Genomic DNA, 13,001 nt, shown 5'->3' with positions numbered 1-13,001 from the left:
CGGGTAGGGAAAAGAAATGAACCGCAACCAGCGCCGCCAGGACAAGAAGCAGGGCGCGCCCACCGTCCCGGCGGCGGCGCAGACGCTGTTCAGCCAGGCCACGCAGCAGCACCAGGCCGGCCGCCTGGCGGAGGCGGAGGCGGCCTACCGCCAAGTGCTGGCCCAGGCCCCCCGCCACGCCGACGCGCTGTACCTGCTGGGGGTCCTCCACCACCAAACCGGCCGGCCTGCGGAGGCCGCCGACCTGCTGGGCCGCGCGGTGGCCGCCAAGGGCGACGCCCCGCACATGCAGGCCGCCCTGGGCACCGTGCTGCTGGCCCTGAACCGGCCGGACGACGCCGTGGCAGCGCTGCGCCGAGCCCTGGCCCTGAAGCCCGACCAGCCGGAGGCGCACACCACCCTGGGCAACGCGCTGAAGGACCTGGGCCGTCTGGACGAGGCGGTCACCCACTACGAGCGCGCCATCGCGCTGAAGCCGGACTATGCCAATGCCCACAACAGCCTGGGATACGCCCGTCAGGCGCAGGGGCGGCTGAACGACGCCGCCGGGCATTACCGCCGCGCCCTGGCGCTGAACCCGCGCCTGATCCTGGCGCAGGTCAACCTGGGCAAGGCGCTGATGGCCTTGGGCGACCTGGCGGGGGCGGAGGCGGCGCTGCGCCAGGCCCTGGCGCTGGATGCCGGCCATGCCGACGCGTTGAACAACCTGGGCGCCGTGCTGCAGGCGCAAGGCCGCATGGATGAGGCCACGGCCTGCCTGCGCCAGGCGGCGGCCCTGGCGCCCGACGACGCCGACGCCCACCTGAACCTGGCCCGCGTGCTGGCCAGCGACCTGCTGGTGCGCGACCCTGGCCTGCTGCGCCAGGCGCTGTCGCATGCCGAACGGGCGCTGGCCCTGCGCCCCGGCCACGGCGCCACGCTGGACGCGCTGGGCACCATCCTGCAGCGCGTGGGCCGCCTGACGGAGGCGGAGCGCCATTTTCGCGCGGCGCTGGCCGCGACCCCCGATGACGCGGAAATCATCCACAACTTGGCCACCACCGTGCAGGCCCTGGCCCGACAGGACGAGGCGGAGGCGTTGTACCGCCAGGCGCTGGCCCTGGACCCCGACCATGCCGACGCCCGTTATTGCCTGGGCACCACCCGCCTGGCCGCCGGGGATCTGGCCAGCGGCTGGGCGGATTACGAGGCGCGCTGGCGCGGGCGGCAGCTGGCCCCCTTCTGGCGCCCCTTCCCCGTGCCGCAATGGCGGGGCGGAAGCCTGGCGGGCAAGCGCCTGCTGGTGTGGGGGGAACAGGGCCTGGGCGACGAAATCCTGTTCGCCAGCCTGCTGCCCGATCTGCACCGGCGGGTGGCGGCGGAGGGCGGGCAACTGGTGGTGGAGTGCGCGCCGCGCCTGGTGGGCCTGATCGGCCGGGCCTTGCCGGGCGTGGTGGTCCGGGCGCCGACCTCCGCCCCTGGCGCGCCCACGCTGACGGACATGGACCTGCACCTGCCCATGGGCGGTTTGCCCGGATTGCTGCGCCCCCGCCTGGCCGACTGGCACGGCGGCGCCCCTTTCCTCGCCCCGCGCGCCGACTTGGCCGCGCTGTGGCGGGGCCGGCTGGACAAGCTGGGGCCCGGCCTGCGCGTGGGCATCAGCTGGCGCAGCGGCATCCGGCGCGGCGACCGCGACGGCGCCTACACCACCCTGGCCGACTACGCCCCCGTGCTGACCCTGCCCGGCATCATCCCCGTCACCCTGCAATACAGCGCGCCGGAGGAGGAGTTGCGGCCGGTGGAGCAGGCCTTGGGCCTGACCCTGCACCGCTGGCCCGACCTGGATTTGCGCGAGGATATCGAGGGGGTCGCCGCCCTGACCGCCGCGCTGGATCTGGTGATCACCGCGCCCACGGCGGTGGGGGAACTGGCGGGGGCGCTGGGCGTGCCCTGCTGGCGCCTGGGCACCGACCATGACTGGTCCATGCTGGGCGCCGGCGCGCGGCCGTGGTTCAGCGCCATGGCCGTCATCCCCGCGGCACCGCAGGGACCGGCGGCGGCGGGCTGCGTCGCCCTGGCGGCGCAACGCCTGTATGCCCTGACGGGGGCGCGGGCCGACCACCTTTTCCCTTGCCCGTCGGATGGCGTTCCTATATAAGCCCGCGCTTCAACCGCTCCTTGCCGGTGCCTTTGCCATGGCGCCGGCTAGGTCCGTGCGGCTGGCCCACCCCCTGGTCCCCGGAATGATCCGGCGCCCCGGGCGGGAACAGCGGCGGACCACGTAACAGCCATGAGGAGTATCAAATGGCTTTGTATGAGACCGTGCTGATCGCACGGCAGGACATCACGTCCGCCCAGGTGGAAGGCCTGACCGAAACCTTCACCGGTATCCTGAAGGAAAACGGTGGCCAGGTCGCCAAGGTCGAGCAGTGGGGTCTGAAGACCCTCACCTACAAGATCAAGAAGAACCGCAAGGGCCACTACGTCTACTTCGCCCACGATTCCGCCCCGGCCGCCGTCGCCGAGATGGAGCGTAACATGGGCCTGAACGAAGACGTCCTGCGCTTCATGACCACCCGCATCGAGAAGATCGAGGAAGGTCAGACCGCGATGCTGTCCAACAAGGGCGATCGCGGCGAGCGTGGTGAACGCGGCGAGCGTGGCGAGCGCGGTCCGCGCCGCTTCGACGATCGCGGCGATCGTGGTGACCGCGGCGATCGCGGCCCCCGTCCGCCCCGCCGCATGGAAGCCTCTTCTGAAGGAGACCGGGCATGAGCTTCGGCACCCAGGGTAACGCCGGCGCGCCGCGTCCGGCCGGTGGCGGCGGTGGCCGTCGTCCGTTCTTCCGTCGTCGCAAGACCTGCCCCTTCTCCGGTCCGAACGCCCCGGCGATCGACTACAAGGACGTGAAGCTGCTGTCGCGCTTCATTTCCGAGCGGGGCAAGATCGTGCCCAGCCGCATCACCGCGGTTTCGGCCAAGAAGCAGCGTGAGCTGGCCCGCGCCATTAAGCGCGCCCGCTTCCTCGCCCTGCTGCCTTACATCGTGAAGTAAGGAGTAGGAACGATGGAAGTCATTCTGCTGGAGCGCGTCGAGAAGCTCGGCCGCATGGGCGAAGTGGTCACGGTGAAGCCCGGCTTCGCCCGCAACTACCTGCTGCCCCAGAAGAAGGCGCTGCGCGCCTCCAAGGACAACCTGGCTTTCTTCGAGAGCCAGAAGGCCAAGCTGGAAGCGCAGAACGCCGAGCGCAAGGTCGAGGCCGAGAAGGTCGCGTCCAAGATCAACGACCTGTCGGTCATCATCATCCGCCAGTCTGCCGAAACCGGCATCCTGTACGGTTCGGTGAGCGCCCGTGACGTTGCCGAGGCGGTCACCGCCGCCGGCACCGCCGTCGAGCGCAGCCAGGTCGCCATCGACACCCCGATCAAGACCCTGGGCCTGTTCAAGGTCCGCCTGGTCCTGCACCCGGAAGTGTCGGTGAGCATCACCGTGAACGTCGCCCGCACCACCGAAGAGGCCGGCCTGCAGGCCGCCCGCGGTGGCATGGTCGCCGGCCAGCGTGATGAGGACGAGGACGAGGAGGTGGTGGAAGCCGCCGACGAGGCCACGGAAGAGACCGAGGCCTGATCCTTCCCCGGATCGCCTAAATAACGAAACGGCGCGGTTCTTCGGGACCGCGCCGTTTTGCTTTTGCGCTTCCGTTAGCCCCCGTCTAGCCTGCGCTAAATTCTGATGGGGGTGCGGATCATGGCGACGGAAGCGGGTGGATTGCGCCAGGCGGCCAAGTGGGTGGCCATCATCGGCCTGGTCGGTAACCACGTGCTGGCCTATCAGCAAACGGTGGACCGTATCCGCGCCCCGTCCCGCGCCCTGGCCGACATGGCCGGCGCCATCGGGCAAATCTTCGGCCAGTCGCCCGACCGCTTCAAGGCCGGCGACCTCAGCCTCGGCGACAAGATCGATCTGTTCGTGAACCCCTACACGTCCGTGCGCGACATGGCGCATTGGGAGGGGCTGAACCATTTGCTGTTCTGGCCGGGCCTGGCGGCGCTGGCGCTGTATCTGATCCTGACCTTCGGCCGCCGGCGGGCGTGACCCCCGTGCGGCGTGGCCCGTTTCCTCATTTCCCGCTGGTGATCCTGGCCTTGCTGTGCGGCGGCCACGCCCGGGCGGCATCCAACGCCGCCTTCATCACACTGACCTTGGATGGCGACGCGCTCAGGGCCGCCTATCACCTGGACAGGCCCCTCACCGGCCTGGTCCTCGGCCGGGGTCCTGTCGCCTGGCAGAACCCGGTGTGGCGGGTGGAGACGCCGGGGATGGAGATGCGCGGCCAGGAGGTGCGAGCGACCGACGGCCGCCCCTTCGACGGGTTCAGCCTGGTCATCCATGAGGATAAGCGCTTCGTCGACCGCACCTATCCCGTGCTGCTGCGCCTGGGGCAGCGGGGGTTCCTGGTCTACGGCCCCTTCCTCATGGCCCGATCGGACGGCATCGGCACGGGATTGGCGCCCAGGGTCGGTTCGCCCGCCCCCGCCATCCTGCCGGAGGGCAGCCAGGCCCTGGGCGGCTATTTCTTCGCCGGTCCGGCCGACTATGTGACGCCCATCGACGCGGCGCGGCCGGACCTGGGGCGCTTCGTCGCCCGGCCCGACCTGCCCGCCAACTGGCGGGCGGAGGTGGCGCCGGGCCTATCCCGCGCGCTGGCCTATTACCGGGCGCGTCTGCCCCTGCGCGATGCCATATCCCCCATCATCGTCTATCAGGACCGGCCGGCCCCCTTCTTGCGGGGCAGCGTCACCGGCGGCGGCATGATGCTGCTGCAGGTCGGCGGCGTCTGGCGGGTGCCCCGCCTGGAACTGAAGCCGGAGCGGGACCGCCTGCTGGCGCATGAAACCTTCCACCTGTTCCTGCGCCGCCATGACAACGCCGACTTCCCCGACTGGATGAACGAGGGGGCGGCCGACTATGCCGCCGGCCTGGTCATCCGCCACGGCGCCTTGCCCACCCTGGCGGAGGTGCAAATGCAACTGGACCTGTGCGTCACCAGCCTGGGCGACCGGCCGCTGGACAGCCCGGCCACGGTGGCGCGCAACCGCATGCCCTACGCCTGCGGCTTCGTCGCCCACTGGCTGGTGGACAAGGCGTTGCGCCGAGGGGCCGAGGCGGACGATAAAAAGCTGTTCGCGCTCTGGGCCGACATGGTGGCGCGCGACGGCGTCACCGCCGGCGACAGCCTGCGCCAGGCGGCATCGGCCGTCCCCGCAGCCGCCCGGGCGCTGTCCCTGCTGCTGACGGGATCGGGGGGCGGGCGCTGGGCGCTATGGGCGGCGGCCGTGACGGAAACGGGAGTCCAGGCCCGTTTCATCGACGGCCCGGACCCCCGCGTGGTCCTGTCCCCTTAAGTAACCTCAAGCCGCGCGAATCCCCGCCAGGAAGCGATCCACCGCCTCGCGCAGGCGGTCGGCATCGCCAGTCAGGCCCTGGGCCGCGCCATGCATGTCGGCCACAGTGCGCCCCGTTTCCCCCACCGCCGCCGAGACGTCGGCCACGTTGCGGGAGACGTCGCGGGTGGCGTCGGCTGCCTGACGGACGTTGCGGCTGATCTCCCCCGTCGCGGCGGCCTGTTCCTCCACCGCGGCGGCGATGGCCGTCGACACCTCGCTCATGTTGCGGATGGAATGGCCGATGGTGCCGATGGCGCCCACCGCGTGGTCGGTCGCCTTCTGGATGGCGGCGATCTGGGCGCCGATCTCATCGGTGGCCTTGGCCGTCTGGCCGGCCAGTTGCTTCACCTCGTGCGCCACCACGGCGAAGCCCTTGCCGGCCTCGCCCGCCCGCGCCGCCTCGATGGTGGCGTTCAAGGCCAGCAGGTTGGTCTGGCTGGCGATGTCGTTGATCATTTTGACCACGTCGCCGATGCGCTGGGCCGCCTCCGCCAGGCTGGCGACGGTGCCGTTGGTCTGCTCCGCCTCGTCCACAGCCTTGGACGCCATGGAACTGGAGTGGGCCACCTGCTGCCCGATCTCACGGACGGAGCTTTCCATCTGTTCCGCCGCCGCCGAAACGGTCTGCACATTGCCGGAGGTCTGCTCCGCCGCCTCGGCCGCCGCCGCCACCTGGGAAGAGGTGGCGTCCGCCATGCCGCCCAGGGCGCCGGCGATCTGCGTCAGCTGGTGGGATGAGGCCTCCACCGATTGCAGGACGTCCCGCACCTGGGCGTCGAACTCGCCCACCAGGGCGTCCACGGCGCGGGCGCGGCGCTCACGCCCCGCCTGTTCCGCCCGCTGCGCGTCCTCCAGCCGCTGGCGCTCCAGGGCATTGGCTCGGAAGGTGCCCAGGGCGCCGGCCAGGTCGCCGATCTCATCCTGGTTGTCGGCGTAGGGGATGTCCGCCTCCAGATCGCCCCGCGCCACGCGCAGCATGACGCCGGTGATGGCCGTCATGGGGCGGGTCACGCGCCGCGCCACCATGATCACGCCGCCAGCCCCCAGGCCCAGGCACAACACCAGCAGCATGCCATCGACGATCAGGCGGCGCAGCGCCATCTCGCCCTCCCGCCGGGCCAGGTCGCGGGCCGCGTCCAGCGCCGCCATGGGCACGGCGGCCAGCACCTCGAACGAGGCGTTGCTGCGCTCCATCCACTGGTCGAGCGAGACCGGCGAGGGCGTGCCGGCCAGAACCGCCTTCTCGATCTGCTCGTGTAGGCCCGTCACCTCCTTGAAATAGGCGGCCTCCGCCGCCGTCATGGCCTGGCGCACGCTGTCGGGCACATCCTCGCGCAGGCTCAGCGCCTTGGTCAGGCGCCAACCGGCGTCCAACTGGCCGCGCAGGCCGGCGGACTGGGCCTGCATGGCCGGGGTGTAGGTCTGCCCCTGCAGCACGAACATCAGGATGTTGCGCTCCAGCCCCGCCGCGTCGCGGGTGACGTAAGAGGCGTCCTTCAGCGCGATCAGGCTGGCGAAGGCCGGGCTTTCCCGGCTGATGCGGGCGCCCAGGGTGGTGCCCACCGCCTCCAACTTGGCGACCAAGCCGTCAGAGGCGGCGTTCCAGGTCTTGAACAGGTCGGCGGGGCGTTGGTCCTGCGGCTGCAGGACCGCCTTGTCGGCCACGGCGCGCACGTCGTTCAGGGTCTGGCGCGCGGCCGTCAGGTCGGCCACGCCGGCCCCGGCGCCACAGTCCAGGTCCGCGCATTCCGCCAGCACCTTGTCCATGGCCGGGTTGGACTTGGCACGCAGGCCCGCCACCTCGGCCAGGGCCGCAGGCGACGCCGTGGTCTTTTCCGGGATCAGGCGCTTGAAGGCGCCCCGTTCCAGCCGGGTGTTCTGCAAGGCGCGGAAGACGTCGCCCACCGCATCGCCCATGCGGGCCGTGCGCGCGGCCCGGCGATGGTCGGCATAGGCGCCCGCCGTGGCGATTCCCAGCACCACCACCAGCACGGCCAACAGGATACCCAGCACGGCGTTCAACAGAACGGCGATACGCACGGATTTCAGGATGCCAGACACCAGACCCCTCCCCCTGTCCCGCCGGCGCCGACGCCGGCCGGGCCCTCCTCGCGGGACTACAGGGTTATGGTGGGCGCCACCCCACCCTTCGAATAGATATCCTGATGTATTGCTATCAAAGGCGAAGGCCCTCACGCCGTCAGGTAGGCCATCACGGCGCGCACCGCCTCCCGCTCCAGGGCGTGCGCGTCGGCGCCCGGCGGCGGGTCCAGGACGACCGCGTGGATCAGGGCATGTGCCATGCGTCCCACGATGAAGGTGGCGATGCCCAGGTCGGGCACCGTCACCTCGGGATTCGGCCCCTGGGCGTGCCGCTCCAACAGGGCGCGCAGGAAGCCGTCCGTCTCATCCTCCTCATGGTGGGTCTCCAGGTGCGCCGCCTCCAGCGCCAGCACCTTGTGCAACGCCGGCTCAAGCCGGTGCGCCTCGATCGCGGCATGCAGCGTGCGCCCCATCAGATCAGCCAGGGTGGCGTCATGCCCCGCCGTCTCCCAATGCGCCACCTCCGCCATGATCAGGGCGTGCATCCGCCGCGAGTGGCGGTCCCGCAGCGCCAGGACCAGCGCATCCTTGTTGGGGAAGTATTGGTACAGCGAGCCGATGCTGACCCCGGCGACGGCCGCCACGGCGTTGGTGGTCAAGGCGGCGTAACCATCGCGCACCAGAACGCGAGCGGTCGCGTCCAGGATGACGTCCACCAGGGCCCGGGAACGGGCCTGGCGCGGCTGTTTCCTTAAGCTTGGGCGAGCCGGCGGGATCGGTTCCGGACGCGAGTTTCCCAGCATGGGACGGCCCCGTACAATGATGCGAGCGATCACTCGTATTTACGGAGAAACACCTTGGCCGACAACGCCTCTTGCAAGCAGGCCCCCGGGATTATCGTCCCGCGCATCGACCGCAACCGCTGCGAGGGCAAGGACGACTGCGTGCGCGTCTGCCCCTATGACGTGTTCGAGATCGGCGTGCTGCCGGCGACCGAGCGCGGGGATCTCAGCCTGCGCGGCCGGATGAAAGGCTTTTTCCACGGCTATCGCCAGGCCTTCGCCGTACGGGCGGACCAGTGCCGCGCTTGCGGCCTGTGCGTCAGCGCCTGCCCGGAACACGCCATCACCCTGGCCCGCGCACCGGCCGTGTGAGGAGACTTGGCATTGCTCCCCTGGGGCATAACGCTCCCGTCAGGCTTCTTCCAGCCGGTCGAATAGGGTGCGCAGCAGGGGTGAGAGGCGGCGGATCTCGTCCCGATGCACCCGCGACAGGCCGGCCAGTAGGTCCTCCGCCGCTGGCGTCAGGCTGATGACCACCTGGCGCCGGTCCTCCGGCCCCGGGGCGCGGCGCACCCAACCGTTGCCCTCCAGCCGATCGATCAGGCCCACGGCGCTGTGCGGCCGCACGCACAGCCGCTCCGCCAACTCCCCCACCGTGACATGGTCGCGGCCGGGATACCCCTTTATGGCCAGCAGCGCCTGGTGCTGCTGGGCCGTCAGGCCGGTGATGGCGGCAGCATCCTCGCTGAACGACAGGAAACGGCGCAGCACGTGGCGGAATTCCGCCAGCAACTCGTAATCCGCCTTCTCCAGCGGATCCGCCCGCTCGGGCGCGGGGGGCGGGGTGGACATGGGACGGTCGCTCCTTACAAACCGTGACATACCAAGAGAACGCCCCTGGCGCGGGAACGCAAGGCAGGGCTGAGGGAAGGCCTCTTCATAAATATCGTATTACGATATATTAAGGCCACGGCCGGCATGGATCGGCCCCTTCCTTTCCAACGGTTGCTGACGCGATGGCGAATGATTTGGTGACGGGCGGCGTGGGCCGGCCCACGACGGCACCACAAAGGGCGGCCCAGGGCGCGTCCAAGATGGCGCAGGACCATGTGCTGGGTGACTTCAGCGCGGACCGGCGGCTGCTGATGCTGATGGCCATGGCGGTGGTGGTGGGCGCCGCCGGCGCCGGCGCCGCCTGGGTGCTGCTGCGCCTGATCGACCTGGCCACCAACCTGTTCTATTTCGGCCGCGTCAGCGCCGCCCCGGCGCATATTGGTGACAGCCTCTCCCAAGGACCATGGGGGTCCTTCGTGCCCCTGGTCCCGGTGGTCGGCTGCCTGATTATCGGCCTGATGGCGCGCTTTGGCAGCGAGAAGATCCGCGGCCATGGCATTCCGGAGGCGATGGAGGCCATCCTGGTGGGGCGCAGTCGCATCCAGCCCAAGGTGGCGCTGCTGAAGCCCCTGTCGTCCGCCATTTCCATTGGCAGCGGCGGCCCCTTCGGCGCGGAAGGCCCCATCATCATGACGGGCGGGGCCATCGGCTCCCTCTTCGCGCAGTTCTTCCACCTGACGGATGCGGAGCGTAAGACCCTGCTGGTGGCCGGCGCCGCCGCGGGGATGAGCGCCACCTTCGGCACGCCGGTGGCGGCCATGCTGCTGGCCGTGGAACTGCTGCTGTTCGAATGGAAGCCGCGCAGCTTCATCCCCGTGGCCATCGCCGCCGCCGTGGCCGCCGCCTGCCGCCCGGCCCTGCTGGGCGCCGGCCCGCTGTTCCCCCTGGCCGACGGCGCCCCGCTGCCGGCGGCGGGCCTGGCCCTGTGCGCCCTGTTGGGCGTGCTGGCCGGCCTGGGGTCCGGCGTTCTGACCAGCCTGGTCTACGGCTTCGAGGATCTGTTCGGCCGCCTGCCCCTGCATTGGATGTGGTGGCCCATGATCGGCGGCGCGGTCATCGGCCTGGGTGGCCTGATCGACCCCCGCGCCCTGGGCGTGGGCTACGACAACATCTCAGGATTGCTGCATGGCGGGATCCCGCCCGCCTCCGCCCTGCTGCTGGTGGCGGTGAAGGCGCTGATCTGGGCCGTGGCCCTGGGCTCCGGCACGTCGGGCGGCGTGCTGGCGCCCCTGCTGATGATGGGTGGCGCGCTGGGTGTCCTATTCGCCGGCGTCGTCCCCGTGGGCACGACCGGCGAGTGGGTGCTGGTGGGGATGGCGGCGATGATGGGCGGCACCATGCGGGCCCCCCTGACCGCCATGATCTTCGCCCTGGAACTGTCGCACGACGTGGGCGCGCTGCTGCCCTTGGCCATCGCCTGCGCCCTGTCGCATGCCACCACCGTGCTGCTGCTCAAGCGCTCCATCCTCACCGAGAAGGTGGCGCGGCGCGGCCATCACATCGTGCGCGAATACGCGGTCGACCCGTTCGAGACCATGCGCGTGGCCCAGGTAATGGCCCAGCCCGTGGACACCCTGCCGGCGGGCATGCCGCTGGCGGAGGCGTTGGCCTTTTTTAGCGGCGCGGACCCGGACGCCGATGGCCCGAAGGCCAAGCACCGCAGCTATCCCGTGGTGGACGCCGACGGCCAGGTGCTGGGCATGGCGTCGCGTACCGATGCCTTGCGCTGGGCCACTGAGGAGGCGCCGGATGACAGCTGGGCGCTGGGCGACCAATGCGCCGGCGGGTCGGCGGCCGTGGCCTATGATGACGAGCTGGTGGGCCGTGTCGCCGATCGCATGGCCGCCACCAATCATGGCCGCCTGCCGGTGCTATCGCGCGACAGCAACCGGCTGGTCGGGCTGGTGGCGCGGCGCGACCTGCTGGCGGTCCGCACCGTCAGCCGCCATCAGGAACAGCGGCGCGAGGCGTTGCTGCGCCTGGGCGGGCGCCCGGCACGCTGACGGCACGTCTCAGACCGTGAGTTCCACGTGGTGGATCTCACCGTTCTGGGCCATCAGGGCCTGCAGATAAGTGGAAATCTTGCGGGCACCGTCGCTGTGCACCGCCAGGCATTGCCGCAGGGCGTCGGCCAGGCGGGCATTCTCCAGCCGTTCCGTGTCGCTGAGGTGGGCATGCTGGGGCGCCAGGTGATCCACCACATGGTCCAGCTCCCGACCGGCGGCCGGCAACGCCACCAGGGTTCCGCTGCGCACCAGCCCCCGCAGGTTCTGGCGCAGGCGTTCCTCATGGTCCGGCTCCAGCGCGCCGGTGGGGTCGACCTCATCCACGATGTCGTCGAACAGGGAGCGGCCATGGCGCCGCCCCTCCTCCGGCGATGGACGCCGGCGGCGGTCACGCTGCCGCGCCTCCCGCTCCTGCACCGCGCCCACGCGGTCGACATGCAGGGTCGCCGCCGGCGGCTGGGCGGGGCCAAGGTCCAGAACGGGCAAGGGCGCGACGATCATGATGGATCCAGGGTACAGCGAATCGGGAGCGCCCTCAAGAGAAGGCCATTTCACCTTTAGTAGATGGCGATGATTGCGGCCAAATTCCGTGCACCGTTACTGACTTTCGCCAAAGACCATCGGTCTTGGCGCAGAAATCATCCCCTTCCTTTTTCAGGAAGCGGACGAAGCGGCGCCTATGTCCATTGGGCGAATAGGGTATGTCGGGCACCTCCCCCCGACCGGATCATCGGTCATCGGGAACCCATCGTGCCGACCGACGGTTGATAGCCGTTTCCCATCAGGGGGCTGTGCCGCACCGGACGAGGGCTTGCCCCCGGGGCCGGTGCCCAGTACGGTCGCGGGAAACGGCAGAACAAGGACGTCCAGGATGGACATTACCGGCGAATACTTGGTCGCGGCCCCGCAGGATCTCGGTGTGGGCGGCGTTGAACGACGCCGAGGTGCTGCGGCAGAGCGTGCCGCCGGGCTATGACAGCACCGTCACCCTGTCCGACCTGGACCCGCCCCACACCTGCGTCCTGCACGGCGACGGCCAGGAAGCCGCCGTCCGGCTGGTCGACGCCGGGGACGGCCAAACCCGGCTGATCTTCGACGCCGCCGTCGATGCGGACGCCGAGGCGGACACCCGCGCCTTCTTCGCCCATCTAGCGGGCCTGCTGGCCACGGCCGCCACCGCCAACCCCGCGCTGGTGGCCGATGTGGCCCTGGCCGAACCCGCGGTGGATGCCGCCGCCATCGCCGAGGCGGTGCCAGAGGAGGCGCCGCTGGACGCCAAGCCCAAGCGCACCCGCGCCAGGAAGGCGGCCGAGGTGCCCGAAGCGGGGTCGGAAACGGCACCCAAACGCTCCCGCAAGCCCAAGGCGGAGCCGGCACCGGCCGAGCGCCCCCAGAGGGCGGCCCCGACAGCGACCACGGACCAGCCCGCGCCCGCCGAATCCATCCCGCTGGTGGAACTGGCCCCCCTGACCGAAGCCATGGCCCCGACCTTGGTGGCTGCGGCCCAGGATGGCGCCGCGCGCGACGAGCTGGCGGCGCAGGCGCCCGAACCGGCCGCCCTGCCGCTGGAACCGGAAACCCACGCCCGCGCCATCGAACACCAGGTGCGGCCCACGGAGGCCGAAGCCCTGGGGTCCGCCGGTATTTCCCTCCCGCCGGAGCCGGCGGCGCCCGAGCCCCCGGTGGATACCGCGCAGCCGGCCCCGACCATGGCCCACCCCGTGGCCCACGCCGGTCTGCGGCCCATGATCTGGATCCCCCTGCTGGTGCTGGTCCTGCTGTTGCTGATCGTGCTGATCCGCTGAGCGGCCATCACGGCGACAACCCCCAGAGGCGTCGCAGCGCAGGCTG

General features: G+C 70.7%; 13 protein-coding genes. 9 read left to right on the top strand and 4 right to left on the bottom strand.

Annotation, left to right across the window (positions count from 1 at the left end; all coding sequences use genetic code 11):
• Positions 1–16 precede the first annotated feature (16 nt).
• The 6 genes from UAJ10_RS25105 (at position 17) to UAJ10_RS25080 (ending at position 5,383) form a co-directional block, all read left to right on the top strand.
• Positions 17–2,137, top strand: a complete 2,121-nt coding sequence (locus UAJ10_RS25105; protein WP_322917986.1) for a tetratricopeptide repeat protein — start codon at positions 17–19, stop codon at positions 2,135–2,137.
• 146 nt (positions 2,138–2,283) lie between these two features.
• Positions 2,284–2,754 (top strand): 30S ribosomal protein S6, encoded by a 471-nt coding sequence (gene rpsF, locus UAJ10_RS25100; protein WP_088873399.1) that lies wholly within the window; start codon positions 2,284–2,286, stop codon positions 2,752–2,754.
• Entirely contained in the window at positions 2,751–3,032 is a 282-nt protein-coding gene (gene rpsR / locus UAJ10_RS25095; RefSeq protein WP_044561423.1) for a 30S ribosomal protein S18, read from the top strand. Before rpsF ends, rpsR begins: the two co-directional genes overlap by 4 nt.
• Before the next feature lie 12 nt (positions 3,033–3,044).
• A complete protein-coding gene (gene rplI, locus UAJ10_RS25090) occupies positions 3,045–3,605 on the top strand; it encodes a 50S ribosomal protein L9 (RefSeq protein ID WP_322917985.1) in 561 nt (186 codons plus the stop codon).
• Between the two features lie 120 nt (positions 3,606–3,725).
• Positions 3,726–4,073: a hypothetical protein gene (locus UAJ10_RS25085; RefSeq protein ID WP_322917984.1), complete on the top strand. Its 348-nt coding sequence runs from the start codon at positions 3,726–3,728 to the stop codon at positions 4,071–4,073.
• Between the two features lie 5 nt (positions 4,074–4,078).
• Positions 4,079–5,383: a hypothetical protein gene (locus UAJ10_RS25080; RefSeq protein WP_322917983.1), complete on the top strand. Its 1,305-nt coding sequence runs from the start codon at positions 4,079–4,081 to the stop codon at positions 5,381–5,383.
• A gap of 6 nt (positions 5,384–5,389) precedes the next feature.
• Here the strand turns inward: UAJ10_RS25080 and UAJ10_RS25075 are convergent, their stop codons facing one another.
• Together UAJ10_RS25075 and UAJ10_RS25070 are read right to left on the bottom strand one after the other, a co-directional pair.
• Positions 5,390–7,486 carry a methyl-accepting chemotaxis protein gene (locus tag UAJ10_RS25075; RefSeq protein ID WP_322917982.1) on the bottom strand — a complete coding sequence of 699 codons (2,097 nt, stop codon included), beginning with the start codon at positions 7,484–7,486 and terminating at the stop codon, positions 5,390–5,392.
• 131 nt (positions 7,487–7,617) lie between these two features.
• On the bottom strand, positions 7,618–8,184 hold the full coding sequence (locus UAJ10_RS25070; protein WP_322917981.1) for a TetR/AcrR family transcriptional regulator: 567 nt from the start codon (positions 8,182–8,184) through the stop codon (positions 7,618–7,620).
• A 141-nt stretch (positions 8,185–8,325) separates the two neighbouring features.
• Between UAJ10_RS25070 and UAJ10_RS25065 the strand changes: the two genes are divergently transcribed.
• On the top strand, positions 8,326–8,622 hold the full coding sequence (locus tag UAJ10_RS25065) for a 4Fe-4S dicluster domain-containing protein (RefSeq protein WP_322917980.1): 297 nt from the start codon (positions 8,326–8,328) through the stop codon (positions 8,620–8,622).
• A 39-nt stretch (positions 8,623–8,661) separates the two neighbouring features.
• Here the strand turns inward: UAJ10_RS25065 and UAJ10_RS25060 are convergent, their stop codons facing one another.
• Positions 8,662–9,102: a MarR family winged helix-turn-helix transcriptional regulator gene (locus UAJ10_RS25060; protein WP_322917978.1), complete on the bottom strand. Its 441-nt coding sequence runs from the start codon at positions 9,100–9,102 to the stop codon at positions 8,662–8,664.
• A gap of 164 nt (positions 9,103–9,266) precedes the next feature.
• Between UAJ10_RS25060 and UAJ10_RS25055 the strand changes: the two genes are divergently transcribed.
• Entirely contained in the window at positions 9,267–11,147 is a 1,881-nt protein-coding gene (locus UAJ10_RS25055; protein WP_322917977.1) for a chloride channel protein, read from the top strand.
• Between the two features lie 9 nt (positions 11,148–11,156).
• On the opposite strand, the gene UAJ10_RS25050 is transcribed toward UAJ10_RS25055, so the two are convergent.
• The gene (locus tag UAJ10_RS25050; RefSeq protein ID WP_322917976.1) at positions 11,157–11,651 is read right to left on the bottom strand and encodes a hypothetical protein; all 495 of its coding nucleotides are present in this window, start codon (positions 11,649–11,651) and stop codon (positions 11,157–11,159) included.
• 416 nt (positions 11,652–12,067) lie between these two features.
• Here UAJ10_RS25050 and UAJ10_RS25045 point away from each other — a divergent pair, with 416 nt between their 5' ends.
• A complete protein-coding gene (locus UAJ10_RS25045; RefSeq protein WP_322917975.1) occupies positions 12,068–12,955 on the top strand; it encodes a hypothetical protein in 888 nt (295 codons plus the stop codon).
• Positions 12,956–13,001: the final 46 nt, after the last annotated feature.

Origin of the sequence: Nitrospirillum guaranorum (assembly GCF_034653275.1) — a bacterium.
In the GTDB taxonomy this organism is placed as follows: Bacteria; Pseudomonadota; Alphaproteobacteria; order Azospirillales; family Azospirillaceae; genus Nitrospirillum.
This window is presented reverse-complemented; position numbering and strand designations above follow the sequence as displayed.